Origin of the sequence: Haloplanus aerogenes, from assembly GCF_003856835.1 — an archaeon.
GTDB lineage: Archaea > Halobacteriota > Halobacteria > Halobacteriales > Haloferacaceae > Haloplanus > Haloplanus aerogenes.
This window is the reverse complement of sequence record NZ_CP034145.1, coordinates 2,701,714-2,724,106: the sequence shown is the minus strand read 5'-3', so window position 1 is coordinate 2,724,106 and position 22,393 is coordinate 2,701,714. Positions and strand designations below refer to the sequence as shown.

The window sequence follows — 22,393 nt, the reverse complement described above, 5'->3', positions numbered from 1 at the left end:
GGTGAGTTCGAACCGGAGTGACTTCGGGGTGACGCCGGTCGTCGAGCGTATCGACCGCGAGCGACCGCAGGGAGCGAGCGGGCCGAGGACCGACCGGAGCGAGACGGCTTGCCGTCTCGCGGAGGAAGGGACGTAGGCTTTTAATCGAGCTTTTGCAAGGGAACGAACAGCGTGAGTGACCGCAGTAAAAGGTCGTTTTTTAAGATCGGACGCCCAACTTCGGCCCGATGCAACTCGACGATCATGCCGAGGAACTCGCCTCCAACCTCGGCGTAGACAAAGCGGAGGTCAAAGACGATCTGGAGAGCCTGCTGGAGTACAACGTACCGGTCGAGGAAGCCAAGGCGAGCATCCGCCGGAAACACGGCGGCGACAGTAGTTCGTCGGCGTCGGCGCCGACGGCCAAATCGCTGGCCGACGTGACGCCGGAGGACGGCTCCGTCACCGCGACGGTCCGGGTGTTGACCAAGGGCACCCGCTCCATCCGGTATCAGGGCGAGGATCAGATCATCCGCGAGGGCGAGTTCGCGGACGACACGGGCCGCATCTCCTACACCGCGTGGGAGGAGTTCGACTTCGAACCCGGTGACTCCATCACCGTCGGCAACGCGAACGTCCGCGAGTGGGAAGGCAAGCCCGAACTCAACCTCGGGACGAACACCACCGTCGCGACGGCCTCGGAGCCGGTCGAGACGCCGTACGACGTGGGCGGCGACCGCGACCTGATCGACCTCGAACCCGGCGACCGTGGCCGGGCGGTCGAGGTGGTCGTGCAGGAACTCGACCGCCGGACCATCGACGGCCGCGACGGCGAGACGGAGATTCTGTCGGGCGTCGTCGCGGACGAGACGGCACGGCTCCCTCTCACGGACTGGGACCCGCACGCCGACATCGAGGAGGGCGCGTCCGTCCGCCTCGAAGACGTGTACGTTCGAGAGTACCGCGGCGTGCCGCAGGTGAACGTCACCGAGTTCTCGACGGTCGAGCGGCTGGACCGCGAGGTTTCCGCGCCGTCGACGGCCCCGCGGATGGGCATCGGCGAGGCCGTCACGAGCGGCGGCCTGTTCGACGTGGAACTCGTCGGCAACGTCATCGAGGTGCGTGACGGCTCCGGCCTGATCGAGCGGTGTCCGGAGTGTGGCCGCGTCGTCCAGAACGGCCAGTGCCGCGCCCACGGCGACGTGGAGGGCGAGGACGACCTGCGCGTGAAGGCCATCCTCGACGACGGCACGGGGACGGTGACGGCCGTCCTCGACACCGACCTGACCGCCGCGGTGTACGGCGGCGACATCGAGGACGCGAAGCAGGCGGCCCGGGACGCGATGGACAAGGAAGTCGTCGCCGACGAAATCCGCGACCGGATCGTCGGCCGCGAGTACCGCGTCCGCGGGTCGCTCTCGGTGGACGAGTACGGCGCCAACCTCGACGCCGACGAGTTCGCGGAGAGCGCAGACGACCCGGCTGACCGTGCCAGCGAACTCCTCGCGGGGGTGGCGCGATGAGCGCGAACGACGACTCCGGCCCCGGCCGCCGCGAGGTGGCTCACCGCCTGTTCGCCGCGGAGTTCGACGATGCCACCGTCTCTTACGCCGAGAGCGACGAGGAGCGCGCGCCGAAGTACGTCGTCACGCCCACCGGCGCGCGGGTGAACCGGATGTTCGCCGTGGGGGTTCTCACGGAGGTCGAGTCGGTCAACGAGGACGTCCTCCGAGCGCGGGTGGTCGACCCCACGGGGGCGTTCGTCTCCTACGCTGGACAGTACCAGCCCGACGCCGCCGCGTTCTTCGAACGGACGGGGCCGCCGACGTTCGTCGCGCTCACGGGCAAGGCCCGGACGTTCGAACCCGAAGACAGCGACCGGGTGTACACGTCGGTTCGTCCGGAGAGCGTCTCGGAAGTCGACGCCGAGACGCGCGACCGTTGGACCGTCTCGGCCGCCGAGGCGACGCTCCGCCGCGTCGCGGCGATGGCCGACGCCCTGTCGATGGACGTGCGGGGCGACGACCTGCGCGCGGCCCTGCTGGACCGCGGCTACGACGAATCGCTGGCGGCGGGCATCCCCATCGCCCTCGACCGCTACGGAACGACGGTCGCGTATCTCGACGCCGTCCGCGAAGTCGCGCTCGATGCGCTGGAAGTCGTCGCGGGCGACCGTGACGAGGTCCGCGCGCTCGACGTGGCGCCGGACGACGCGGGCACCACGTCGCTCGGCCCGCTGCCCGAAGCGGTGCGTCGGGAGCCAGTCACGGACGCGGCGCCGGCGCCCGACGACGGGACGAGTGCCACCACGACAGCCGAGTCGGGCGCCGGGGAAGCGAACGCCGACGCGGTATCGACGAGCGACGACACGGCGGCCGAATCGGCAGCCGACCCCGTATCCGAGCCGGCGTCGGTGTCGGCCGAGGCGACAGCCGAATCCGGAGGTGACGCGGAAGCGGTGTCGGCGGAACCAGCCTCGACGACGGAGCCGGAATCCGAGCCGGAACCGGAACCGGAACCCGAACCGGAGTCGGAGCCTGAACCGGAACCTGAACCGGAGTCGGAGCCTGAACTGGAACCCGACCCCGAGCCGGAGCCTGAACCGGAGTCGGAGCCTGAACCGGAACCTGAACCGGAGTCGGAGCCTGAACCGGAACCCGACCCCGAGCCGGAGCCTGAACCGGAACCCGAACCGGAGTCGGAGCCGACGACCGACGACACCCCCGGCGAACTCGGCGACTTCGACGACGGCGACCTCTACGAACTCGACGACGAGGAGCGCCGCGAGGTCGAGGAGGAGTTCGACGTGGGCTTCGAGAGCGGCGCCGAGGTCGACGACCCGGGCGAAGCCGACATCGACGTGCCGGGCCCGGAGGAGTTGGAGGAGGACTTCGACGAGGTGGACGCCGACGCCGAGTCGGCGGCAGACGACGAGCCGAGCGAGACAGAGGAGGCGAGCGACGAGACTCCGGCCGACGTGGACCTCGAAGCCGCGGCGGTCGACGCCATGGCCGACCTCGACGACGGCGACGGTGCGCCCCACGACGAAGTCGTCGCCGCGGTGGTCGAGGAGTACGGTGCCGATCCGGGCGCCGTCGCGGACGCCATCGACGACGCCCTCATGAGCGGGAAGTGCTACGAACCGAGCGAGGATCGGTTGAAGGCGATTTAGTCGATGTCGCTCGTCGAGCCGGTACCCGGCGAACCGGCCGCCGTCGCGGACTGCGGTGCCGAACGCGCGCTCGTCGTCGCGGACTACCACGCCGGCATCGAGATTGGCCTCCGGTACGAGCGCGGGGTCGAACTCCCCAGCGACGCCGACGCGCGTCGGGAGCGGCTCTGCTCGCTCTGTGACCGCACTGCGCCGGACCGCGTGGTCGTCCTCGGCGACCTCGTCCACCGGATCGGCGACCCGGGACGGGGCGAACGCGACGAGGTGGGCGCCCTGCTCGATGCCCTCGACGCCCGGAACGTACCGCTGACGCTCGTCCCCGGCAACCACGACGGGGGCGTGGCGGACGCCTACGACGAGCGGCTGGACGTGGCCGACGCCGGCGGCCTGCGCCTCGGCGACGTGGGCTTCGTCCACGGGCACACGTGGCCCGACCGGGCCGTCCTCGGCGCGCGGACGGTCTGTATGGGGCACGAACACCCGCAAGTTCGGCTGGAAGACGAGGTGGGTGGCGGCCGGGCGGAGAAGGCGTGGCTCCGGGGCCCGCTCCGTCTCGACCCCTTCGCCGACCACTTCGACGTGGCGCCCGCGTCGCTCGGCTGGGGGCGGCCGGAACTCGTCGTCTTCCCCGCGTTCAACGACCGGTCGGGGGGGACGTGGATCAACGTCGAAGGCCAGTCGTTCCTCTCGCCGTTTCTGCCCGAGGCGCTCGACGACGACGCGGAGGCGTACCTGCTCGACGGGACGCGATTGGGCGCGTATCGGCGGGTCTGAGGGGCGTGTCGGCGCCCAGCGTCACGCTCCAGGCACGCCGAACGCGCCGATGCCGATATCGAGGACGGCGTTCACGACGAAGAGGACGAGGAGGGCGGCGACCCACGCGACGAGCCCCATCGTCGCGGCCGTCCCCCAGCCGCCGGGATACCGCCATTTCAGGACGCCGATCCAGACGATCAGTGCGATGATCGAGCCGATCAGCGGAATCCACGAGACGACTGCCCAGCCGATGGCGCCGAGGAGTGCGGTGACGACGGCCCGGCTGTAGTCGTCCACGTCCGCGACGACACGTGCGCTGACGTAGATGGCGAAGCCGCCGACCAGCAAGGCGACGACGAACGCGACGAGCGACCCGACGAACGGAATGGGCATGGATGTCGGTCGGTTGGCCACCGACTAATCTCTGGGGGCCGAACGCGTCGTCCGCCCCACGAACGGTGACCTTAATCGGCTCGCACCAGTACAGAAGGTCGAATGGCAGACGCGACGCTCGACGGGATGGACGCCTTCACCCACCTCGGCGAGCGGGTCCGGTCGGCGCTCTCCGAGCGGGGGTTCTCGACACCCACGGAGCCACAGCGCCGGGCGATTCCTCCCCTCGCGGCTGGCGAGAATGCCCTCGTCCTCGCGCCGACGGGGACGGGGAAGACGGAGACGGCGATGCTGCCGGTGTTCGACGCCATCCACCGCGCCGAGGACCGCTTCGGCATCTCCGCGCTCTACGTCACGCCCCTCCGCGCGCTCAACCGCGATATGCGCGAACGCCTCGACTGGTGGGGCGAGTACCTCGACGTGGAAGTGGACGTACGCCACGGCGACACCACGCAGTACCAGCGGGGCAAGCAGGCCGACGACCCGCCGGACGTGTTGGTGACGACCCCCGAGACGTTGCAGGCGATGCTGACCGGCGAGAAGTTGCGGAAAGCGCTCGAAGACGTGGAACACGTGATCGTCGACGAGGTCCACGAACTCGCGTCGTCGAAGCGGGGCGCGCAGTTGACGGTGGGGTTGGAGCGCCTCCGGAATCTGGCCGGCCCCTTCCAGCGCATCGGCCTCTCCGCGACGGTCGGCTCACCGGCGGAAGTGGGCAAGTTCCTGACCGGCGACCGGGGCTGTACGCTCGTCGAAGTCGACGCCGGCACCAACGTCGAGTTCCGGGTTCGGAACCCGGAGCCGACCGACGAGGACGAACGCCTCGCCGGCGAACTCGCCACCGACGTGGACATCGCCAGCCACGTCCGAGCGATACGTGACATCGTCGCCGAGAACCAGTCGACGCTGGTGTTCGTCAACACGCGCCAGACCGCCGAAGCGCTGGGCTCGCGGTTCAAGCGCCTCGACGCACCTATCGGCGTCCACCACGGGTCGCTCTCGAAGGAGGCCCGGATCGAGGTCGAGGAGGCGTTCAAGACGGGCGAGATCGACGGTCTCGTCTGTACCTCCTCCATGGAACTCGGCATCGACGTGGGGCGGGTGGACCACGTCGTCCAGTACGGGAGTCCCCGGGAGGTGGCGCGTTTGCTGCAGCGGGTCGGCCGCGCCGGCCACCGCCGCGACGCGGTATCGGAGGGGACGATCCTCGTCGATCACCCGGACGACACCTTCGAAGCCCTCGCCATCGCTCGCCGGGCGGTAGCGGGGGAGGTCGAACCCGCCGCGATCCACCACGGCAGCCTCGACGTGGTCGCCAATCAGATCGTCGGCTGCGTGATGGATCACGGCGAGGTCAGTGCCCGCGAGGCCTACGAGACGCTGACGCGGGCGTATCCCTTCCGCGACCTCTCCGAATCCCAGTTCCGCGAGGTGGTGCGGGAGCTGTCGGGCAACCGCCTCCTGTGGTTAGAGGAGGACGCCGACCGGCTGGAGAAGTCGGGCGGCACGTGGCGGTACTTCTACGCCAACCTCTCGATGATCCCCGACGAGGAGACCTACGAGGTGTACGACCTCTCCTCACGGGAGACCATCGGGACGCTCGACGAGAAGTTCGTCCTCAACTTCGCGACGCCGGGCGAGGTGTTCATCCAGCGGGGCGAGATGTGGCGCATCACGGAAGTCGACGAGGAGGAGACCAAAGTCGACGTGACGCCAATCGAGGACCCCGCAGGCGAGGTGCCGTCGTGGACGGGATCGGAGATTCCGGTCCCGGCCGCCGTCGCTGGCGAGGTGGGGCAGATGCGCGGCGTCGCAACCGGGCAGTTCGACCGCGGCGCCGACCGCGCGGCCGTCGCCCGCGAGTTCCTGCCCCGATATCCGGGTGACGAGCGCACCGTGAGTGAGGCACTCGCCCCCGTCGAGCGACAGGTCGAGACGGACGCCCCGACGCCGACGGACGACCGCATCGTCGTCGAGGGGCAGGGTCGGACCGTCGTCGTCAACGCCGCGTTCGGCCACGAGGTGAACGAGACGCTCGGGCGGCTCTGCTCCGCCCTCGTCGGCCAGCGCACCGGGTCCTCCGTGGGCATGGAGGTCGACCCCTACCGGATCGAACTGGAAGTCCCCGGGCGGACGGGGCCGAGCGACGTGATCGGCGTACTGGAGTCGACCGATCCCGCTCACGTCGAAGGCCTCCTCGAACTCGCCCTGAAGAACTCGGGGACGCTGAAGTTCACGCTCGCGCAGGTGGCCGCGAAGTTCGGCGCGCTCAAGCGGTATCAGGGACAGGGTCGCTTCGGCGCCGACCGCCTGCTGGCCGCCTTGGAGGACACGCCTGTCTACGACGAGGCGGTCCGCGAGGTGTTCCACACCGACCTCGCCGTCGACGAGGCGGCCGACGTGTTAGCGCGTATCCAGTCCGGCGACATCGACCTAGTCACGGCGCGGGAGTTGACGCCCATCGGCACCGGCGGACGGTCGAGCGGGCGCGAACTCCTCGTCCCCGAGAACGCGGACGCGAGCGTCGTCGGGACGCTGAAAGAGCGCATCCACGAGGATCGGGTGATCCTCGCTTGCCTCCACTGTACGGAGTGGACGCGGAAGACGAAAGTGAAACGCGTCCCCGACCAGCCCCGGTGTCCGGAGTGTGAGTCGACGCGTATCGCCGCGCTCAATCCGTGGGACGAGGAGGTGGTCAAGGCCGTGCGCGCAAACGAGAAGGACGACGAACAGGAACGGATGACTGAGCGGGCCTACCGCTCGGCCAATCTGGTGCAGAGCCACGGCAAGCAGGCGGTCGTCGCCATGGCCGCCCGGGGCGTCGGCCCCCACAACGCCGCCAGGATCATCGCCAAACTCCGCGAAAACGAGGCCGACTTCTACCGCGATATTCTCGAACAAGAGCGCCAGTACGCTCGGACGCAGTCGTTCTGGGACTAGACGTCGTTCATCCGCGTTTTCGTGACCTCGCCACAGACCCGGCACTCCACGATCCGATAGGGTTCCCGCGAAAACGCCGAATTCTCCCGTGTGGGACTCTCCGTGAGAATCGATATCGAGACCTCGATCGGCTGTGCTTTCCCGCACTCGTCGCAGTATTCGGTCGTCGTGGTCGTCTGTCGGGTTTTACTTGCCATCGGGGTCGTCCTCGCTTCCAGTTTGGGCACGCCCCACTTCGACAGTCGACCTAAGTGATTAGGCCGTCGGGCCGGGTTGCGATCCTCACGGCACTCGGCAGATTCGCCCCGCGGTCACGTCGCTCCCGGGACTGTACCGAACGCGCGGGTCGCCCTCGGGACGGTCGAACCCGTTCGCCTCGAAGAGCGTGTTCTCCCGAATCGTGAGCGTCGCGTCGCGCAACTCCCACGGCGGGTGGTCGACCTCGCCACGGTAGAGGCGGCCGCCGTCGCTCTCCGTGTAGAAGCGGTAGCGCTCGGTGAGGAAGGCGTCGAGCGAGTCCGAGTCGACGGTGTCTGCCGCGCCCGCCGGCCGGTACGTGGCGTCGAACCGTGCCGACGACGCGCCGCGGTGGGTGCGCCGACTCCGGAACCGAATCCCGTCCGGGCGGTCCTCGACTTGCATCTTCGCGCGGTAGTACGGGAGTCGGAACAGACCGCGGGCCAGCGTCACGCCGATGGGGTCGGCGGCGTCGAGGTTGTAGAAGTAGACGCCCGGCCCCGCCGCCGACCGGACGTACGTTCGAAGGTTCAGTTCGGGAAAGGAGAGGCCGACCGGCACGCCCCGCGGCCGGATCGACCGCATCCGAAATCCGACGATACCGAGGTAGGCGTCGCCATCGTGGGTGTCCACGTCGAGGCCGTCGGGGAGCGTCGGCGCGACGACGCCCGGATCGACTGGCCAGTGGGCGAAGAGGACGTCGTCCCAGCGCATCGAGAGGAGCGAGCGCATGGGTGGGGGTAGGGCCGCGAGCGGGTTTGGTCTGTCGGCTAGTCGAGCGACGGCGACACGCTCTCCAGCGCGGCCGCGAAGTGTGCGGCCGTCAGCGACACCTCGTCCGCGTGTTCGTTGGCCTCGGGGCCGGGGTAGGCGTCGGCCACGGCCCGCACCGCGAGCATGGCCGCCTCCCGGCAGACGGCCGCGAGGTCGGCACCCGAGTACCCCGCCGTGCGAGCGGCGAGGTCGTCGAGGTCCACGTCGTCGGTAAGTGGCTTGGCACGGGTGTGAACGTCGAGGATGGCACGGCGGGCGGGTTCGTCCGGCGCCGGTACCTCGACGTGGGACTCCAGACGCCCGGCGCGCAGGAGTGCGGGATCGAGTGCGTCCTTCCGGTTCGTCGCCGCGAGGACGATCAGGTTGGGGTTGTCCGCGACGGCGTCGAACTCCGTCAGCAACTGGGAGACGACGCGCTCGGTCACCTCGTTGCCGGCGCGGTCGCGGTCCGTCGCCACGGCGTCGATTTCGTCGAAGAAGACGATGGCTGGCGCGGTCTGACGGGCGCGGGCGAACACTTCCCGCACGGCTTTCTCGCTCTCGCCGACGTAGCGATCCAGCAACTCGGGCCCCTGCACGCGGACGAAGTTCACCTCGCTCTCGGCGGCGATGGCGCGGGCGAGGAGGGTCTTGCCCGTCCCCGGCGGGCCGTAGAGCAGGACGCCCGAGGGCGGGTCGGCGTCCGCCGCCTCGAACAGGGGACCGTAGGTGAGCGGCCACGTCACGGCGCGTTCGAGGGTGGCTTTCGCCTCGTCGAGGCCGCCGACCGACTCGAACCCTTCGGTCGGCGCCTCGGAGACGTACTCGCGCATGGCGCTGGGGTCGACGCTCGCCATCGCCGTCTCGAAGTCGTCGCGGGTCACCTGGATGTCGGCCGTCTGCGTCCCCTCGCGTTTGGCGCGGCGGAGGGCCGACATCGCGGCTTCGGTCACGAGCGATTCGAGGTCGGCGCCGACGAACCCGTGGGTGTGGCTGGCGAGGCGGTCCAGATTCACGTCGTCGGTCATCGGCACGCGGCGCGTGTGTACGTCGAGAATCTCTCGGCGGCCGGCGACGCCGGGCACGCCGATCTCGATCTCGCGGTCGAACCGGCCGCCGCGACGGAGGGCGGGATCGAGGTCGTCGATGCGGTTAGTCGCCCCGATGACGATCACCTCGCCCCGGGCTTCGAGGCCGTCCATCAGGGAGAGGAGTTGGCCGACGATCCGATCCTCCATCCCGCCGCCGTCCTCGCGTTTCGGCGCGACGGAGTCGATTTCGTCGAAGAAGACGATGGTCGGCGCCTCCTCGCGGGCGCGTTCGAACACCGTCCGCAGGCGCTCCTCGCTGTCGCCCTTGTACTTCGAGACGATTTCGGGGCCGGAGACGGAGATGAAAGTGGCATCTACCTCGTTGGCGACCGCCTTGGCGATCAGCGTCTTGCCCGTCCCCGGCGGGCCGTAGAGCAGGACGCCCTTCGGCGGGGAGACACCGAGGCGGACGAACAGTTCCGGCTCCGCCAGCGGGAGTTCGATCATCTCCCGTACGAGGTCGAGTTCGTCGTCGAGGCCGCCGATATCCTCGTAGGTGACGCCCGTCGCCGGGCGGCCGGCAGCCTCGCCACCTCCGAGCGTCGGGGGCGTCGTGGCCGATCCCTCGTCGCTCACGTCGACCGGCTCACCGCTCGAGGCGGATGCTCGGTCCGCACCGCTCCCGTTGCCACCGACCAGTCGCACCTCGGTTCCGTCGGTCGTTCGAACGGCACCTTCGGGACGTGTCTCGACGACCACGAACGGATCGGCACCGAGGCTGTCGACCCGGACACGGTCGCCGTCGCGGAGCGGGCGGCTCTCGATGGTCCGCCGGAGTTCGCGCCGCACCGACTCGCGGTCGGCGTCGATTCCCTCGGGCGCCGAGAGCGTGATGGAATCGGCGTCGGCGACGCTCGCGCGTCGCACGCGGACGGTGTCGCCGACGGCCACGCCGGCGTCCGCACGCGTCCCCGCGTCGATCATGATGGCGTCACCGGGCACGCCGGCCCGTGCCGGCCAGAGTTTCGCGACCGTCTCGCGTTCGCCCTCGATGGTGACTGCGTCGCCGCTCAACACGCCGAGTCGCTTCCGGGCGGCCTCCGGGAGACGGGCGATGCCACGGCCCGCGTCCCGTTTCTCCGCGCTCCGAACCGTGAGTTCGATGCCGCCGCGCTCGTTCATCGTCGGCCGTAGGGTCGGCCGGGCCTTTACCCTTCGCTCCCGCCGACCGGTCGCCGTTCGGCGCGACGCCACACAGTGCCAACGTTGATTAGAGCCGAACGCCGGGATGTGTCCATGGATATCACCACTCACGATATCGGTGCGGCCGAGACGACGACATCCCATTCGGGGCGGAGGGCGGCGTAGATGCGGTATCTCGCCTGCACCGCGACCGGCGTTCCGCAACTCGGTGACGACGAGGGGTTCGTCCCGCTCTCCGCGGCCTATCCCGACGCGACGAGCGTCCGCGACGCCCTCCCCGAGGCGCCCGGCGGCCTCGTCGACCCGGCCGAGGCGCCGGCCGGTCGCGTGCCCCGCAAGAACCTCTCCCTCGGGTCGGTGCTACCGGACCCGGGCAAACTCTTCGGCATCGGCCTCAACTACGCGGAACACGCCGCCGACCTCTCGGAGGAGGCGCCGGACGAACCGGCCAGTTTCTTCAAACCGAGCACCGCCGCGACGGGGCCGGGCGGGCCCATCCGCCTCCCGCCAGCCGACATCTCCGACCGCGTCACGGCGGAGGCCGAACTCGCCGTCGTCGTCGGCAAGACCTGTCGAAACGTCTCGGTCGAGGAAGCCGACGAGGTCATCGCGGGCTACATGCCCGTCATCGACATGACCGCCGAGGACATCCTCCAGCGCAACCCGCGATTTCTCACCCGGTCGAAGAGCTTCGACTCCTTCATCGTCCTCGGCCCGCACCTCGCGGTTCCCAGGCCCGGGATGGATCTCGCCGATATCGAGGTCCGAACCGTCGTAAACGGCGAGGTGACGGCGCGCAACGTCGTCGACAATATGCACTTCTCGCCCCGCGAACTCGTCGCGTTCCACTCGGACGTGATGACGCTCGAACCCGGTGACGTCATCTCGACCGGCACGCCCGGCGCGGAACCAATCGACCCCGGCGATCACGTCAGGGCCGAAATCGACGCGTTCGGCGCCGTCGAGGCGGACGTGGTTCGCTAAGTTCGTCGTCCTCACTCCCCGTTCGCCGAGAACGTCGGCTCGCCGTCATCGAACGACAGCTCTAGCCACTGTTCGACCTCGACAGCGTCGGGTGCGTCCCGTGCCAGCGCCTCGGAGACGCGGAACTCGCCGAGATGACCCGTATCGCGGATCCACACGATCCGCACCGTCTCCGGATCGTAGGTGCCGATGGTCGAGAGTGCCGCCGAAATTGCGCGTTCGTCGTCCGGGAGGACGACCGGAATCACGGCCTTGCTCAAGGAGTTGCTGGTGAGGGCGTTGGTGTAGACCTGATCGAGGTCGAGTTCGTCCACGACTGCCCGTGTCGTCACGTCCGCTAGCCCGATGCCGTTGCCGTTGCCGTGGGTGGCTTCGGTGAGGCCACGGACGACGATGCGGTCGATGGCCGGCGAATCCGGGTCGTCCGCGTTCAACACCCGATAGCGACCGATCACGTTGGTGTCCATGCCCGCGCCCGAGACGTCCTTGCCGATGCGGTCGACGACGAGGACGTCGATGTCGTCGTACGGAAGTGTCGGCATGTACGCGTCGGCCGCTTCCTTCAGCGGTTCCTCGGCGTCGGGGAGGGCGGCGGCGGGGACGGCCTCGACGGTCGCCGTGCGATCGTGGAAGTTCTCGACGATGGCGACCCCGCCGAGCAGCGGCGCCGCCTCGCGGATCACCTCGAAGGCCGCCTCGATGACCGGGACGTACCCCCGGTCGAGGGCGTGTTCGTGCGCCGCCTGTGCCCCGGCTTGCTTCCCGAGGCCGATGGCCGTCATCTTCGCCAACCCGCTCTCGAAGCGCCCCGTGAAGTTCGTGTGTGCCTTCACACGGTTGACGACGAGGATGCCGTCGGCGTCGAGCGCCGCCGCCGAGAAGGGAACCGGCGCGCCGACCTCCGACTCACCGAGTACCGTCGTGTCCATCCGGGCGTCGATGGGACAGCCGAGTGCGTCCTCGGTGAGGCCGATACCGGCCAGCGTCTCGCGTTGGCCCTCGGCGGTCGCCCCGCCGTGACTCCCCATCGCCGGCACCACGACGGGGTCGAACCCCCGGTCGCGGAGTTCGTCGACGACAGTGCGGGCGACGGTCACGATGTCGTGGATGCCGCGACTCCCGAGGCCGACGGCTACCGTGGCGCCGTCGGGCAAGTCGGCGAGTGGCAGTCGGTCGAGTTCCGCCCGGGTCGTGCCGGCCACGTCGTCGAGTTCCGGCGTCTCGGGGTCGTACCGCACCGCCGCGAACCGTGGCAGGGTGGGCAACGTGAGTACCTCGTCGACGACGGCCCCGTCCGGAAATTGCATGGTAGTGGATAGCGCGAACGGCGTGTAAACCTTGTCGGCGCCGGCGGTGTGGTTCGCGTTCGCATAGACCTTTAGGCTCGCCCGGCGAACGGTTCGGGCATGGAAGCCACAGACAGCGAGCGCTTCGCAGTGTCGATTCCGCTTGGCGTGCCCGTCGCCGTCGCGACACACACCGTCGCGGAGGTGCGTGTCTGATGCGCGATTACAGTAACCAGACGACGCGTCGGGCCGACGCGCGGGACGTGACGATCACCGACATCGAGACGGCGGTTATCGAGGGGAACTTCGACTGGAATCTCGTGCGGATTCACACCGACGCCGGCGTCACCGGCCTCGGCGAATCCTACCGCGGCGGGACGGTCACGGACATCATGGCGTACATGGCCGACTTCCTCGTCGGGGAGAACCCCCTCGACGTGGAGCGACTCTTCCGCCGGATGGTGCAGGAGACGTCCGGCCACGGTGGCACGACGGGGAAAGTCGTGACGGCGGCCTCGGGCATCGAAATCGCCCTCTGGGATCTGGCCGGCAAACTCCTCGACGTGCCCACCTACCAGTTGCTCGGCGGCAAGTATCGCGACGACGTGCGCATCTACTGTGACCTCCACGCGGGGGAGGCCTACGCCGTCGACACCGGCTACACCGAGTACGGCGAGGCGGAGTCCTACCAGCCCGACGCGTATGCCGAGACGGCCGCGGCGGCCGTCGAGATGGGCTTCGACGCCATCAAGTTCGACCTCGATACGCCCACGGACAACGACCCCGACCCCTTCAACGGCCGCCTCTCGGCGGCGGACGTGGCGGCCAAACGCGACATCGTCGAACGCGTCCACGAGACGGTCGGCGACGACGCCGAAGTCGCGTTCGACTGTCACTGGGACTACTCCATCGACAGCGCGAAGCGCCTCGCTCGCGCGCTGGAACCCTACGACCTGCTGTGGCTCGAAGACGTACTGCCGCCGGAGAACGTCGACGCCCAGCGCGAGGTGGCTCGCTCGACGTCGACGCCCCTGGCGACGGGCGAGAACCGATTCCGCGTCCACGAGTTCTCCGACCTGCTCTACGACTTCGCGGTGGACGTGGTGACGCCCGACCCCACCACGTGTGGCGGCCTCGCCGAGTCACGAGCCATCGCCAACCGAGCCGAGGAGAACTACATCACCTTCTCGCCGCACAACGTCTGCAGTCCCGTGGGAACGATGGCCTGTGTCCACCTCGGTGCGTCCGTCGCCAACTTCGGCTACCTCGAATACCACGCGCTGGAGGTGGACTGGTGGGACGACTTGCTCGTCCGGGACGACCCGCTCATTCAGGACGGTCGCATCGCCGTGCCCGAGACGCCGGGCCTCGGTGTCGAACTCGACGAGGACGTGGCCGCCGAACACGCGAAAGGCGACTCGCTCTGGACGTAGCCGAGCGCAGTTGTAGCCGCCGACGGGGTCACAGACGGTTACGGCCGTCGTCCGGACGGCGCTGTATCGGTACGTGACGACGGGCGACCGCGTCGGGTCGGTCGTCGCCGGCGACGATTCCCTCTACGCGGCGAACAACGAACGCCTGTTCGTCATCGAGCGCTCTCTCGACTGAGCCCTCCCTCGTTGTGGCGAAGCGGTCGTCTCCTCGGGACTCTCTCTGCCAGTTCGTCTGCCTCCCGCTCGAAGCGTTCCTCGACGCCGGCGTCGGCAACATTGAAGTCACTGCTGTCAGTGGGACGGTGCATACAGGACATCTTCGCATGGAACATAATTCTCTCTCTCGACAGAAGGCGCAGCTGGACAAGACCGAACGAGAGCATCTCGAAGATGTCGTCGAGGAGCTTCGGAGCCGTGTCGAAGACAACGTGCGGTTCCAACTCACGCAACACGGACTGGACGACGAGCCAGAAGACGGGGAGCCACTAGACGAAGAAATCGAACAGCTCGTCGAAGCCATCGAGATAGAGGGGGCCGACGGTCACACCTGGGAAGAGGCGTTCGAGAAGTATATTGCGGGCGTTGGGTATACTATCGTCAATCGACTCGCGGCGCTGCGGTGTATGGAGGTTCGTGACTTCATCGACGAGGAAGTCACCGTCTTCAAGGAGAACGGCCTGACACCCGCTGCCGAGACGCTCGTCCACGAGGAGTTTTTGCTGGAAGACGAAGCGATTCTCGCGGCGTATCACAATTCCTGTGACGAACTCGCCGACGAAATCGAGATCCTCTTCGATCGTTCGTCCACCTACAGCCTGATCGATCCCGACGACGACACGTTCGAGGAACTCTGCAGGATGCTCGACGACATTCCCGACGCGGTGTGGCGAGCAGACGACGTCCTCGGGTGGATCTACGAGTATTACAATCGCCCCGTCGTTGAAGCCCTCGACGCAAAGAACACGCTCGAGCCGGAGGACGTCGGGCCTGCTAATCAGTTCTACACGCCTCACTGGGTCGTTCGAATGCTAACCGATAACAGCCTCGGGAAGCTCTATCTCGAAGCGACTGGTCAGGCGGACACTGTCCCGGACGCGAAGGCACTCTCACCGGACGAGCGGAAAAACCGCCTGGTCACACCCGAAGACGCTCCGAGTGTCCCCGAACTCTGCACGTACCTGATCCCGGACGACGACAACCACGACGCACCCGACTTCGATCATCCACGGGAACTTCGCATCATCGATCCAGCCTGTGGGAGTGGCCACTTCCTCCTCTACGCGTTCGACGTTCTCGAGCGCATCTGGTGGGCCGAAACCGACCTCGACCGTGGAGAGGTTCCCGAACAAATTCTGAAACACAATCTCTACGGGGTCGACATCGATCTGCGCTCCTGCCAGCTCTCCGCGTTCAACCTCTACCTGAAAGCCCGTACTCGGGCCGAATCCGAAGGTAACACGGGATTCGAGATGCCGAGTCTCGGCATCGTCACCGCAGACGCTCGCGTCGCAGATGTCGAAGAGGCTATCGGTGTCCTCGATACGATCACCGGTGACGGAACGGATGTGCGCGACGCGCTCGACGACGTAATCGACGACTTTCAAACGACGGAAGCACTGGGCAGTCTACTGGACGTGCAGGGCACACTCGATGCGGAGTTCGAGAGCGGCCAGACCGACATTATGGGGTGGGGAGGAGACGCTCCGAAGACACTCAACGGATTCCTCAAACGTCTCGAGACGGCCGTCGAAGAGCGGACCTCGGACTCGTTCGGCGAACAGAATCTGCGGAGCTTTCTCAACCTGCTCGTGGTCTTGACTCAAGACTACGATGTTGCACTGATGAACCCGCCGTACGGGTCGGGTGGTCGGATGCCTGCCGACGTTCAGGAGTACGTCGAGGAACATTTCGATTACAAGACAGAATACTACATCAATTTCTTCGAGGCCTGCGATCGATTCGTACGGACCAACGGACGGATTGGCATGCTGGTCCCTCGATCGTTCATGTTTCTCACGTCGTTCCGTGATTTCCGAGAGGACTTCGTCGGTGGGCGCGGAACGTTCGACTTCCTCGCCGAGTACGGCATCGATATACTCGACAACGCGACAGTTCGGACTGCGGGGACGGTCGTTCGCTCCGGTGTTTCGGGGAGACAGGAAGGAACGTTCATCCGCCTCGAAGACGTCGACAAAAGCGCGAAAGAACACGCGTTCCTCAGATCCGCCTTTGTCGATCCCGTCGATGATGGGGTACAACGCATTTATACCAGAGATATCGACGAGTTCGAACTGATCCCCGGGATGCCGCTCTCCTACTGGGTCCCACGGTCACTCCGATCCCTTTACGACTCGCAGAGTTTCCTCGATGCCGACAAAGGTCACGTCGACGGCGATAGTCTTGGAGAAGTTAGTGCTGGCCTTTGTACCGGCGATGACGGACGCTTCGTCCGAAAGTTTTGGGAGGTCAACGGCGACGCTTCGTGGGTCCCGTTCGCCAAGGGAGGCGAAGATGCGTGGCTCCTTCCACGTGTGACCCACTCCGTGAATTGGGCCCCTCGGGAGATGGAGAGCCAACCGGGCGGACGGGTACAGAACGTTGATAACTATTTCAGTGAAGCACTGTCCTACACGGTCGCCAAGGAGTCCGGCCGTCGATTCGGGTATCTGCATTCGAGTTCGATCTTCAGCCACAAAGGATCGGTCCTCATCCCGGATCGATGTATCTGGAACGCGCTGTCGTACACGAACAGCCATCTTTTCACCTACCTGATGCTTGCGCAGACGACCGAACGTATGTGGGAGATTGGCTTGGTCTCGAAAGTACCGTGGATGAGCGAACTCGAGACCCAACAGCAACTCGAGGCCCTCGCTCGTGAGGCAGTTGGATATCTCGTCTCGAAGCGGCAGTACGATTTCAATTCGCCACACTACGACGGGCCAATACTGCTCGACGTTCTCGGGGCTGGAGAATCGCTTCCACAGTACGATCACCCTCACCGAGAACTTCGCGACGATCTCACGCTGGTGGAGCCTACTCGTACAGTCGACGAGTCAGCGTCTATAGAAGACCTTGGAACCGCAGCAGCACGACATCTCGAATCTGTCGACTCCAACCTCCAAGCCTGTGCGGAGGCCATCGACGATGCCGTCTTCGACTGCTTCGATATCAGCGACGATCAGTGTGAGACGGTGCTTCAAGAGATCGCACTCCGCACGAACGAAGACCCGCGCGAACGTGAGACGTACGATCCGGAATCGATCAGTGAACCCTCCGAAGAGTTCCCGAAGCAGGTGAAAGACCTGCTCCTTCACTTCGCACTTCAGGTGATCCACGACGACGATGACGGCATCGTCCCGATTTCCCGTGTCGACGGCGAGGATAACCTCCTGGCCCGAATAGAGACCGAGTTCGAACGCGTCTGGGGAGACGATGCGGCCGATCGTCTCGCAGAAGTGGATCGCGTACTCGGCTCGAAGACAGCAGACGAGGAAGCGTACCCGAATCTCCGCACGTGGCTCGAAGACGATCTCTTCGACTACCACATCTCGACGTTCGACCGAACGCCGATCCTCTGGCAGTTGACGAGCGAGCGCCTCGTTTCCGACCCCGAGGGCGAGGGTTTCGCGTGTCTCGTCGACTACCACCAGATGGACGGCGGGCTGTTCGACCGGCTGACGAACCGCTATCTAGAACCACGGAAAGCACTGCTGCGGGAGCGACGCTCGGTCGCAAACCGCCGACGGAGCGACAGTTCCCTCTCCGCCAGCGAGCAAGCCGTGGCTGCCGAGGAGTACGCGCGTTGTGAGAGCGGTCTCGAACAGATTTCTGTCCTCGAAGAACGCTTCACAGCACTCGCACAGTCCGCTCCGCGTGAGTGGCCCGCTGAAGAGCGGGAGCTCGCCGGTTCGATGGTCGACCGCGTCGCCGAATTCCGTGAGCGGACCGCCCACCGTCTCGATGTTCTCGACGAGCTCGCGAACTGCGACGACGTCGATATGGCGGAGCTGTTCAGTCCCTCGTTCTACGACACGGTCGACGAACATCGCGAGGAGTGGCTGGATGCACTCGAAGACCTCGAAGATGCGTTTGAGGCATACACCGAAGACGGGGAGACGCCGATCGAACCGCATCTCTATGACTTCTTCGCGTATTACGACGACCTCATCGGGTCCGCACACTACGCGAGCAACGGCATTCTCTTCACAACGTACTATTACGAGCAGTTCGAGGAGGCTGATCAGTCCCAACTCGGTGGCCAGGAGTCCAACGAGTGTCAGCAGCTCGTCTCTCAACTGGCGAGCGGCGTCGACGAGTACAAACGACTCGCTGCGGAGATCGACGACGCGTGTGAGGAGATCACACGGGCGATACCGTCCGACTGGGAAGAGCGTGCGCTCTCCGAGATTACGACCGACGGATATCAGCCGAACCACAAACACGGCGTCGAACTCAACATCACGCCACTCGTGGACGCGGAAATCGTCCCAGAGATCGTTGACACACAGGTGATCTAATCACCCCGAAAAATCGTCGGAGGATGCTCCGATGGGGGGTCGACCCCGATTGCGAGACTCGCTTCGTCGTCGGCGCGAAGCGCCGACTGCCCGAGGAACCGGAGGTTCCTCGCTGCTCGTCTCGCGTGGTTCGAATTCCCCTCTCCACAGTTCCTCACTACGGTCGGAAAATGCTCCGACAGGGATTCGAACCCTGGTCATTGCCGTGAGAGGGCAATATGATTGGCCGGACTACACTATCGGAGCTTACTCGACGCACCGTGCGTCGATCACATCAAATCCGAAGGGGTGCCAATATTTAAACTCCACTATCTCGGTCGACGGGTATCGAATCGCCGCCCGGAGCCGATTCGCGCCGGCGCCCGGATGCACGAGAGCTACTATCAAGGGGCTCGGGACCGTCGGGGCGAACGACCATGAGTCTCGACAACAACGCGACCCTCGTCACGGGCGCGAGTTCCGGTATCGGTGAGGCAACGGCGCACGAGTTCGCGAGTCAGGGCGCGCGCGTCGCCCTCGCCGCGCGGAGCGAGGATCGGTTGGCCGCCATCGCCGCCGACCTCGAAACCGAGTACGGTGCGGAGACGCTCGTCGTTCCGACGGACGTACGCGAGGAGGCCGCGGTGGAGGATCTGATCACCACCGTCGTCGACGAGTTCGGCGGCCTCGACGTACTGGTCAACAACGCGGGGCTGGGCCGCGGGGGCGACGTGGCCGACCTCTCGACGGAGGACTACCGGGCGATGATGGACACGAACGTCGACGGCGTCTTCTTCGCGACGCGGGCGGCCCTCCCGCATCTGGAGGCGTCGGACGGCAACCTCATCTTCGTCGGGAGTTTCGCGGGGCAGTACCCCCGCCCCGGCAATCCCGTCTACTCGGCGACGAAGTGGTGGGTTCGGGGCTTCGCCCACGGCGTCGAGGGACAGTCCGGGCCGGACGGCGTCGGCGTCACGGTCGTCAACCCGACGGAGGTGCGGACGGAGTTCGCCAGCGAGAGCGGCAGTTCCTTCGCCGAGCGGTTCGAGCCGGGCGAGGTGAGCGAACCCGAGGAGATCGCGGACGCCATCGGCTTCGCGGCCGCCCAGGACCACTCGACCGTCCACGAGATCGACGTCTACCGTCGCGACAAGTTCGAGGGGTGGTAGATCGCGGTGTGGCGGGCGTTCACGGGGTTCCGGTGTCGACCGATTCGACGCCAGCGTCGGGCGCCACGCGCTTGAGTCGCTGGATGTCGCGCATCGCTGCCTGCTTGGTCTCGTAGACGCCGTCACTGGTCGCGAGGGTCGATCCGTCGTCGGCTCGGAGATGCCACTGGAACGTCTCGTCGCCGGTCTCGATCACCCGAAACGTCGTCTCGGTGGTCATCGAATCATTCAAGAGAGCTGTCTGGACCACCAGCGGAGCCAGTCGGCTAGCGGGCCGCGCATCCCCTCGACGTGGACGCGGACGGTCCCGTCGAGATGCCAGCGGGCGAACTCTGACTCCGAGTCCATCCGCAAGGGCACGTCCACGGTCACGTCTTCGAACGTACACTCCAGATCCTCCTCACGGTCGATGGCCGTATCGAGGACGTCGTCGACGACGTCCAGCCACGTCTGCCCCTCACCGGCGGTGGGTCGTCCGGACGGATCGTTCGACATCAGCTACTACAAGTGACGACACTGGCTTGTATCTTCGCCCCTGCGTGCCGAAGCGTTTTGACGATTCGTGTCGAACGGACCCCATGCCGACTGCGGAATCCGGAGCCGGGCTTCGTCGGCTGGTCGAACAGCGCCGACTCAACGCCGCCCTCGGGTGGACGTTCGTGAGCGTGCTCTGTCTGATCGGTGTGGCCGCGGCTCTCAACGGCCACCCGCTCTGGTCGGGATTCACGCTGGCGCTCGTCGTTCTCGCCGTCTTGCCGGCGGTCGCGTCTCGCCAACTCGACGCGATGCTCCCGTGGGAAGTGCTGGCGCTCGCGTCGGTCCCTTCGCTGGGGCGGCTTCTGGTCGCCGGACAGACCGTCGGCGGCGTCACCCTCACCGGCCGTATCACCACGTACGTCGCCGTCGCGGCCGCGGCACTTATCCTCGCGGTCGAACTCGACGTGTTCACGCCCGTCCGGATGAGCGACTCCTTCGCGGTGCTGTTCGTCACCATCGCCACCGTCGCCGCCGCGGGCCTGTGGGCCGAAGCCCGGTGGCTCTCGGATATCTTCCTCGGGACCAGCCTCATGCTCGACGGTCGTCCGGAGCACGTCATCGAGACGGCGCTCATGTGGGACTTCGTCGCCGCGACCGTCGCGGGCGTCCTCGCCGGCATCCTCTTCGAACTGTACTTCCGTCGATACGCCAACACCACGCCGCGGTATCCGGTCACCTCCGACGGGAAGCGACGGGAGGGTGAGTCCTGATGCGCCTGCGTGACCGGATCGGCTTCACCGACCGCCGTCAGCGCCAACTCACGCGGGTGATGCAGGTATTACTCGTCGTGATGGTCGGCCTCGGCCTCGAGCGCGGTAACCTCGGTATCGTCGTCAACGCCACCATCGGTCTCGGGGTGACCGGGCTTCCGGCGGTCCTCGAACGCGACTACCACATTCCGATGGACCCGGCGCTGACGCTCTGGATCACCATCGCCGTCTTCCTCCACGCGCTGGGTACCGCCGGCCTACCCGGATCGGAGACCAACTTCTACCGGAGCATCCCGTGGTGGGATCACCTGACCCACACGCTCTCGTCTTCTATCGTCGCCGCGGCGGGCTACGCCACCGCGCGCGCCGTCGAACTCCACTCCGACGCCGTCTCCCTCCCCGGCCGGTTCATGTTCGTGTTTATCCTCCTGTTCGTCCTCGCGTTCGGCGTCTTCTGGGAAGTCATCGAGTTCGGCGTGGCGGGGCTCGCCGCCCTTTCGGGAACCCAGAGCGTCCTCACGCAGTACGGCCTCGACGACACGATGCTCGACCTGCTGTTCGACACGCTCGGCGGCGTCGTGGTTGCGGTGTGGGGGACGGCCCATCTGACGGACGTGACCGGCGCCATCGCGGCGCGACTCGATCGGATGGCGTAGGTCATAGGGGTTCTCGGAAGTCATCAGAGAGTCTCGCCGGGGCGGTCCAGCGAGACTCTCTGGACAGTTACGATAATCCCTATTAGACGCCGCGTTCTCGTGCGACCTGCGCGACGGAGATGAGGATGAATGCCGCGCAGGCGACGACCGCGTAGCCCAGTCCGGGGACTGACGCGAACGGCGAGATGCCCACCGACGCCAGCCCGATCGGGACCGCAACGACGGCGGCGACGACGAGATACCATTGCCACCAGCGACGATGGGGGCGATCCCGATCCGCTTCGAGGTAGGGGAGACAGTTCTCGGCACCCGGCGCGAGTTCGACCCGTCCTGCCCGCCGGTCGTACGCGACGATCTCCTGGTCGGCGAGTTTGGGCAGGTGCATCTGATAGAGGGCGGTCTGGACCCGCTTGCGCTGTTTGTACGTCACCTCGCTCGGCTCGCAGTCGTTCTCCAGCGCGGCGATGTACTCACTCAGGTCGCGCAGATCGACCGGCCCGTCGTGTTCGTGCAGGTAGTGGATGACCTCCCGGCGCCGTTCGTTCCGCAACATCGAAAACAGGTCGTCGCGGGAGAGTTCGTCCGCCGTTGAAGCGCTGAGTTGTGGAACCATTCGTCACGCTGACCGTCCTGTATCGGTGATCGGGCTCCGTGCCGG

The 22,393-nt window shown here is 66.7% G+C and carries 19 protein-coding genes and 1 tRNA gene; 11 read left to right on the top strand and 9 right to left on the bottom strand.

Annotated elements, in window-relative coordinates; translation table 11 throughout:
* The first annotated feature begins 1 nt into the window (after position 1).
* The 4 genes from DU502_RS18915 to DU502_RS13960 all read left to right on the top strand — a co-directional run bounded on the left by DU502_RS18915 (position 2) and on the right by DU502_RS13960 (position 3,925).
* Positions 2–136: a hypothetical protein gene (locus DU502_RS18915; RefSeq protein WP_277872143.1), complete on the top strand. Its 135-nt coding sequence runs from the start codon at positions 2–4 to the stop codon at positions 134–136.
* A 91-nt stretch (positions 137–227) separates the two neighbouring features.
* Positions 228–1,502, top strand: a complete 1,275-nt coding sequence (locus DU502_RS13970) for a Single-stranded DNA binding protein (RefSeq protein ID WP_121920236.1) — start codon at positions 228–230, stop codon at positions 1,500–1,502.
* Positions 1,499–3,151: an RPA family protein gene (locus DU502_RS13965; protein ID WP_124897086.1), complete on the top strand. Its 1,653-nt coding sequence runs from the start codon at positions 1,499–1,501 to the stop codon at positions 3,149–3,151. The genes DU502_RS13970 and DU502_RS13965 overlap by 4 nt, the downstream gene beginning before the upstream one ends.
* Before the next feature lie 3 nt (positions 3,152–3,154).
* Positions 3,155–3,925, top strand: coding sequence for a metallophosphoesterase (locus DU502_RS13960; protein ID WP_121920237.1), 771 nt, complete (start codon positions 3,155–3,157; stop codon positions 3,923–3,925).
* A 21-nt stretch (positions 3,926–3,946) separates the two neighbouring features.
* Here the strand turns inward: DU502_RS13960 and DU502_RS13955 are convergent, their stop codons facing one another.
* Positions 3,947–4,300 (bottom strand): hypothetical protein, encoded by a 354-nt coding sequence (locus DU502_RS13955; RefSeq protein ID WP_121920238.1) that lies wholly within the window; start codon positions 4,298–4,300, stop codon positions 3,947–3,949.
* A gap of 102 nt (positions 4,301–4,402) precedes the next feature.
* Here DU502_RS13955 and DU502_RS13950 point away from each other — a divergent pair, with 102 nt between their 5' ends.
* Positions 4,403–7,240, top strand: a complete 2,838-nt coding sequence (locus DU502_RS13950; protein WP_121920239.1) for a DEAD/DEAH box helicase — start codon at positions 4,403–4,405, stop codon at positions 7,238–7,240.
* Here DU502_RS13950 and DU502_RS19220 read toward each other — a convergent pair.
* From DU502_RS19220 to DU502_RS13935, 3 genes are all read right to left on the bottom strand, one after another.
* Positions 7,237–7,437, bottom strand: coding sequence for a DUF7835 family putative zinc beta-ribbon protein (locus DU502_RS19220; protein WP_121920591.1), 201 nt, complete (start codon positions 7,435–7,437; stop codon positions 7,237–7,239). The two genes, DU502_RS13950 and DU502_RS19220, sit on opposite strands and share 4 nt — an antisense overlap.
* 85 nt (positions 7,438–7,522) lie before the next feature.
* Complete coding sequence (locus DU502_RS13940) at positions 7,523–8,209, bottom strand: YqjF family protein (RefSeq protein ID WP_121920240.1); 687 nt, start codon at positions 8,207–8,209, stop codon at positions 7,523–7,525.
* A 38-nt stretch (positions 8,210–8,247) separates the two neighbouring features.
* Positions 8,248–10,443, bottom strand: a complete 2,196-nt coding sequence (locus tag DU502_RS13935) for an AAA family ATPase (RefSeq protein ID WP_121920241.1) — start codon at positions 10,441–10,443, stop codon at positions 8,248–8,250.
* Positions 10,444–10,629: 186 nt separating this feature from the next.
* Here DU502_RS13935 and DU502_RS13930 point away from each other — a divergent pair, with 186 nt between their 5' ends.
* Positions 10,630–11,448: a fumarylacetoacetate hydrolase family protein gene (locus DU502_RS13930; protein ID WP_121920242.1), complete on the top strand. Its 819-nt coding sequence runs from the start codon at positions 10,630–10,632 to the stop codon at positions 11,446–11,448.
* An 11-nt stretch (positions 11,449–11,459) separates the two neighbouring features.
* Here the strand turns inward: DU502_RS13930 and DU502_RS13925 are convergent, their stop codons facing one another.
* Entirely contained in the window at positions 11,460–12,755 is a 1,296-nt protein-coding gene (locus DU502_RS13925) for a lactate racemase domain-containing protein (RefSeq protein WP_121920243.1), read from the bottom strand.
* Between the two features lie 194 nt (positions 12,756–12,949).
* Between DU502_RS13925 and DU502_RS13920 the strand changes: the two genes are divergently transcribed.
* Entirely contained in the window at positions 12,950–14,167 is a 1,218-nt protein-coding gene (locus DU502_RS13920; protein WP_121920244.1) for a mandelate racemase/muconate lactonizing enzyme family protein, read from the top strand.
* A 323-nt stretch (positions 14,168–14,490) separates the two neighbouring features.
* Positions 14,491–18,684, top strand: coding sequence for a BREX-5 system adenine-specific DNA-methyltransferase PglX (gene pglX, locus DU502_RS13915; protein WP_121920245.1), 4,194 nt, complete (start codon positions 14,491–14,493; stop codon positions 18,682–18,684).
* A 171-nt stretch (positions 18,685–18,855) separates the two neighbouring features.
* Here the strand turns inward: pglX and DU502_RS13910 are convergent.
* A tRNA-Glu gene (locus DU502_RS13910) sits at positions 18,856–18,930 on the bottom strand.
* Positions 18,931–19,100: 170 nt separating this feature from the next.
* On the opposite strand from DU502_RS13910, the gene DU502_RS13905 reads away from it, so the two are divergent.
* Positions 19,101–19,832 (top strand): SDR family oxidoreductase, encoded by a 732-nt coding sequence (locus tag DU502_RS13905; RefSeq protein WP_121920246.1) that lies wholly within the window; start codon positions 19,101–19,103, stop codon positions 19,830–19,832.
* A 19-nt stretch (positions 19,833–19,851) separates the two neighbouring features.
* Here DU502_RS13905 and DU502_RS13900 read toward each other — a convergent pair whose 3' ends face one another.
* The gene (locus DU502_RS13900) at positions 19,852–20,052 is read right to left on the bottom strand and encodes a YegP family protein (RefSeq protein ID WP_121920247.1); all 201 of its coding nucleotides are present in this window, start codon (positions 20,050–20,052) and stop codon (positions 19,852–19,854) included.
* A gap of 8 nt (positions 20,053–20,060) precedes the next feature.
* Positions 20,061–20,327, bottom strand: a complete 267-nt coding sequence (locus DU502_RS13895; protein WP_121920248.1) for a hypothetical protein — start codon at positions 20,325–20,327, stop codon at positions 20,061–20,063.
* Between the two features lie 83 nt (positions 20,328–20,410).
* Between DU502_RS13895 and DU502_RS13890 the strand changes: the two genes are divergently transcribed.
* Both DU502_RS13890 and DU502_RS13885 read left to right on the top strand, forming a co-directional pair.
* Positions 20,411–21,079, top strand: coding sequence for a hypothetical protein (locus tag DU502_RS13890; RefSeq protein ID WP_121920249.1), 669 nt, complete (start codon positions 20,411–20,413; stop codon positions 21,077–21,079).
* Positions 21,079–21,735, top strand: a complete 657-nt coding sequence (locus tag DU502_RS13885; protein WP_121920250.1) for a hypothetical protein — start codon at positions 21,079–21,081, stop codon at positions 21,733–21,735. Before DU502_RS13890 ends, DU502_RS13885 begins: the two co-directional genes overlap by 1 nt.
* An 82-nt stretch (positions 21,736–21,817) precedes the next feature.
* Here the strand turns inward: DU502_RS13885 and DU502_RS13880 are convergent, their stop codons facing one another.
* Positions 21,818–22,348 carry a DUF7344 domain-containing protein gene (locus DU502_RS13880; protein ID WP_121920251.1) on the bottom strand — a complete coding sequence of 177 codons (531 nt, stop codon included), beginning with the start codon at positions 22,346–22,348 and terminating at the stop codon, positions 21,818–21,820.
* Positions 22,349–22,393: the final 45 nt, after the last annotated feature.

What these genes read in the sequence shown, in the direction of transcription:
- DU502_RS13970 (WP_121920236.1), top strand. Translation starts at nt 228, where the DNA reads ATGCAACTCGACGATCATGCCGAGGAACTCGCCTCCAACCTCGGCGTA.
- DU502_RS13965 (WP_124897086.1), top strand. Translation starts at nt 1,499, where the DNA reads ATGAGCGCGAACGACGACTCCGGCCCCGGCCGCCGCGAGGTGGCTCAC.
- DU502_RS13960 (WP_121920237.1), top strand. Translation starts at nt 3,155, where the DNA reads ATGTCGCTCGTCGAGCCGGTACCCGGCGAACCGGCCGCCGTCGCGGAC.
- DU502_RS13955 (WP_121920238.1), bottom strand. Translation starts at nt 4,300, where the DNA reads ATGCCCATTCCGTTCGTCGGGTCGCTCGTCGCGTTCGTCGTCGCCTTG.
- DU502_RS13950 (WP_121920239.1), top strand. Translation starts at nt 4,403, where the DNA reads ATGGCAGACGCGACGCTCGACGGGATGGACGCCTTCACCCACCTCGGC.
- DU502_RS19220 (WP_121920591.1), bottom strand. Translation starts at nt 7,437, where the DNA reads ATGGCAAGTAAAACCCGACAGACGACCACGACGACCGAATACTGCGAC.
- DU502_RS13940 (WP_121920240.1), bottom strand. Translation starts at nt 8,209, where the DNA reads ATGCGCTCGCTCCTCTCGATGCGCTGGGACGACGTCCTCTTCGCCCAC.
- DU502_RS13935 (WP_121920241.1), bottom strand. Translation starts at nt 10,443, where the DNA reads ATGAACGAGCGCGGCGGCATCGAACTCACGGTTCGGAGCGCGGAGAAA.
- DU502_RS13930 (WP_121920242.1), top strand. Translation starts at nt 10,630, where the DNA reads ATGCGGTATCTCGCCTGCACCGCGACCGGCGTTCCGCAACTCGGTGAC.
- DU502_RS13925 (WP_121920243.1), bottom strand. Translation starts at nt 12,755, where the DNA reads ATGCAATTTCCGGACGGGGCCGTCGTCGACGAGGTACTCACGTTGCCC.
- DU502_RS13920 (WP_121920244.1), top strand. Translation starts at nt 12,950, where the DNA reads ATGCGCGATTACAGTAACCAGACGACGCGTCGGGCCGACGCGCGGGAC.
- pglX (WP_121920245.1), top strand. Translation starts at nt 14,491, where the DNA reads ATGGAACATAATTCTCTCTCTCGACAGAAGGCGCAGCTGGACAAGACC.
- DU502_RS13905 (WP_121920246.1), top strand. Translation starts at nt 19,101, where the DNA reads ATGAGTCTCGACAACAACGCGACCCTCGTCACGGGCGCGAGTTCCGGT.
- DU502_RS13900 (WP_121920247.1), bottom strand. Translation starts at nt 20,052, where the DNA reads ATGACCACCGAGACGACGTTTCGGGTGATCGAGACCGGCGACGAGACG.
- DU502_RS13895 (WP_121920248.1), bottom strand. Translation starts at nt 20,327, where the DNA reads ATGTCGAACGATCCGTCCGGACGACCCACCGCCGGTGAGGGGCAGACG.
- DU502_RS13890 (WP_121920249.1), top strand. Translation starts at nt 20,411, where the DNA reads ATGCCGACTGCGGAATCCGGAGCCGGGCTTCGTCGGCTGGTCGAACAG.
- DU502_RS13885 (WP_121920250.1), top strand. Translation starts at nt 21,079, where the DNA reads ATGCGCCTGCGTGACCGGATCGGCTTCACCGACCGCCGTCAGCGCCAA.
- DU502_RS13880 (WP_121920251.1), bottom strand. Translation starts at nt 22,348, where the DNA reads ATGGTTCCACAACTCAGCGCTTCAACGGCGGACGAACTCTCCCGCGAC.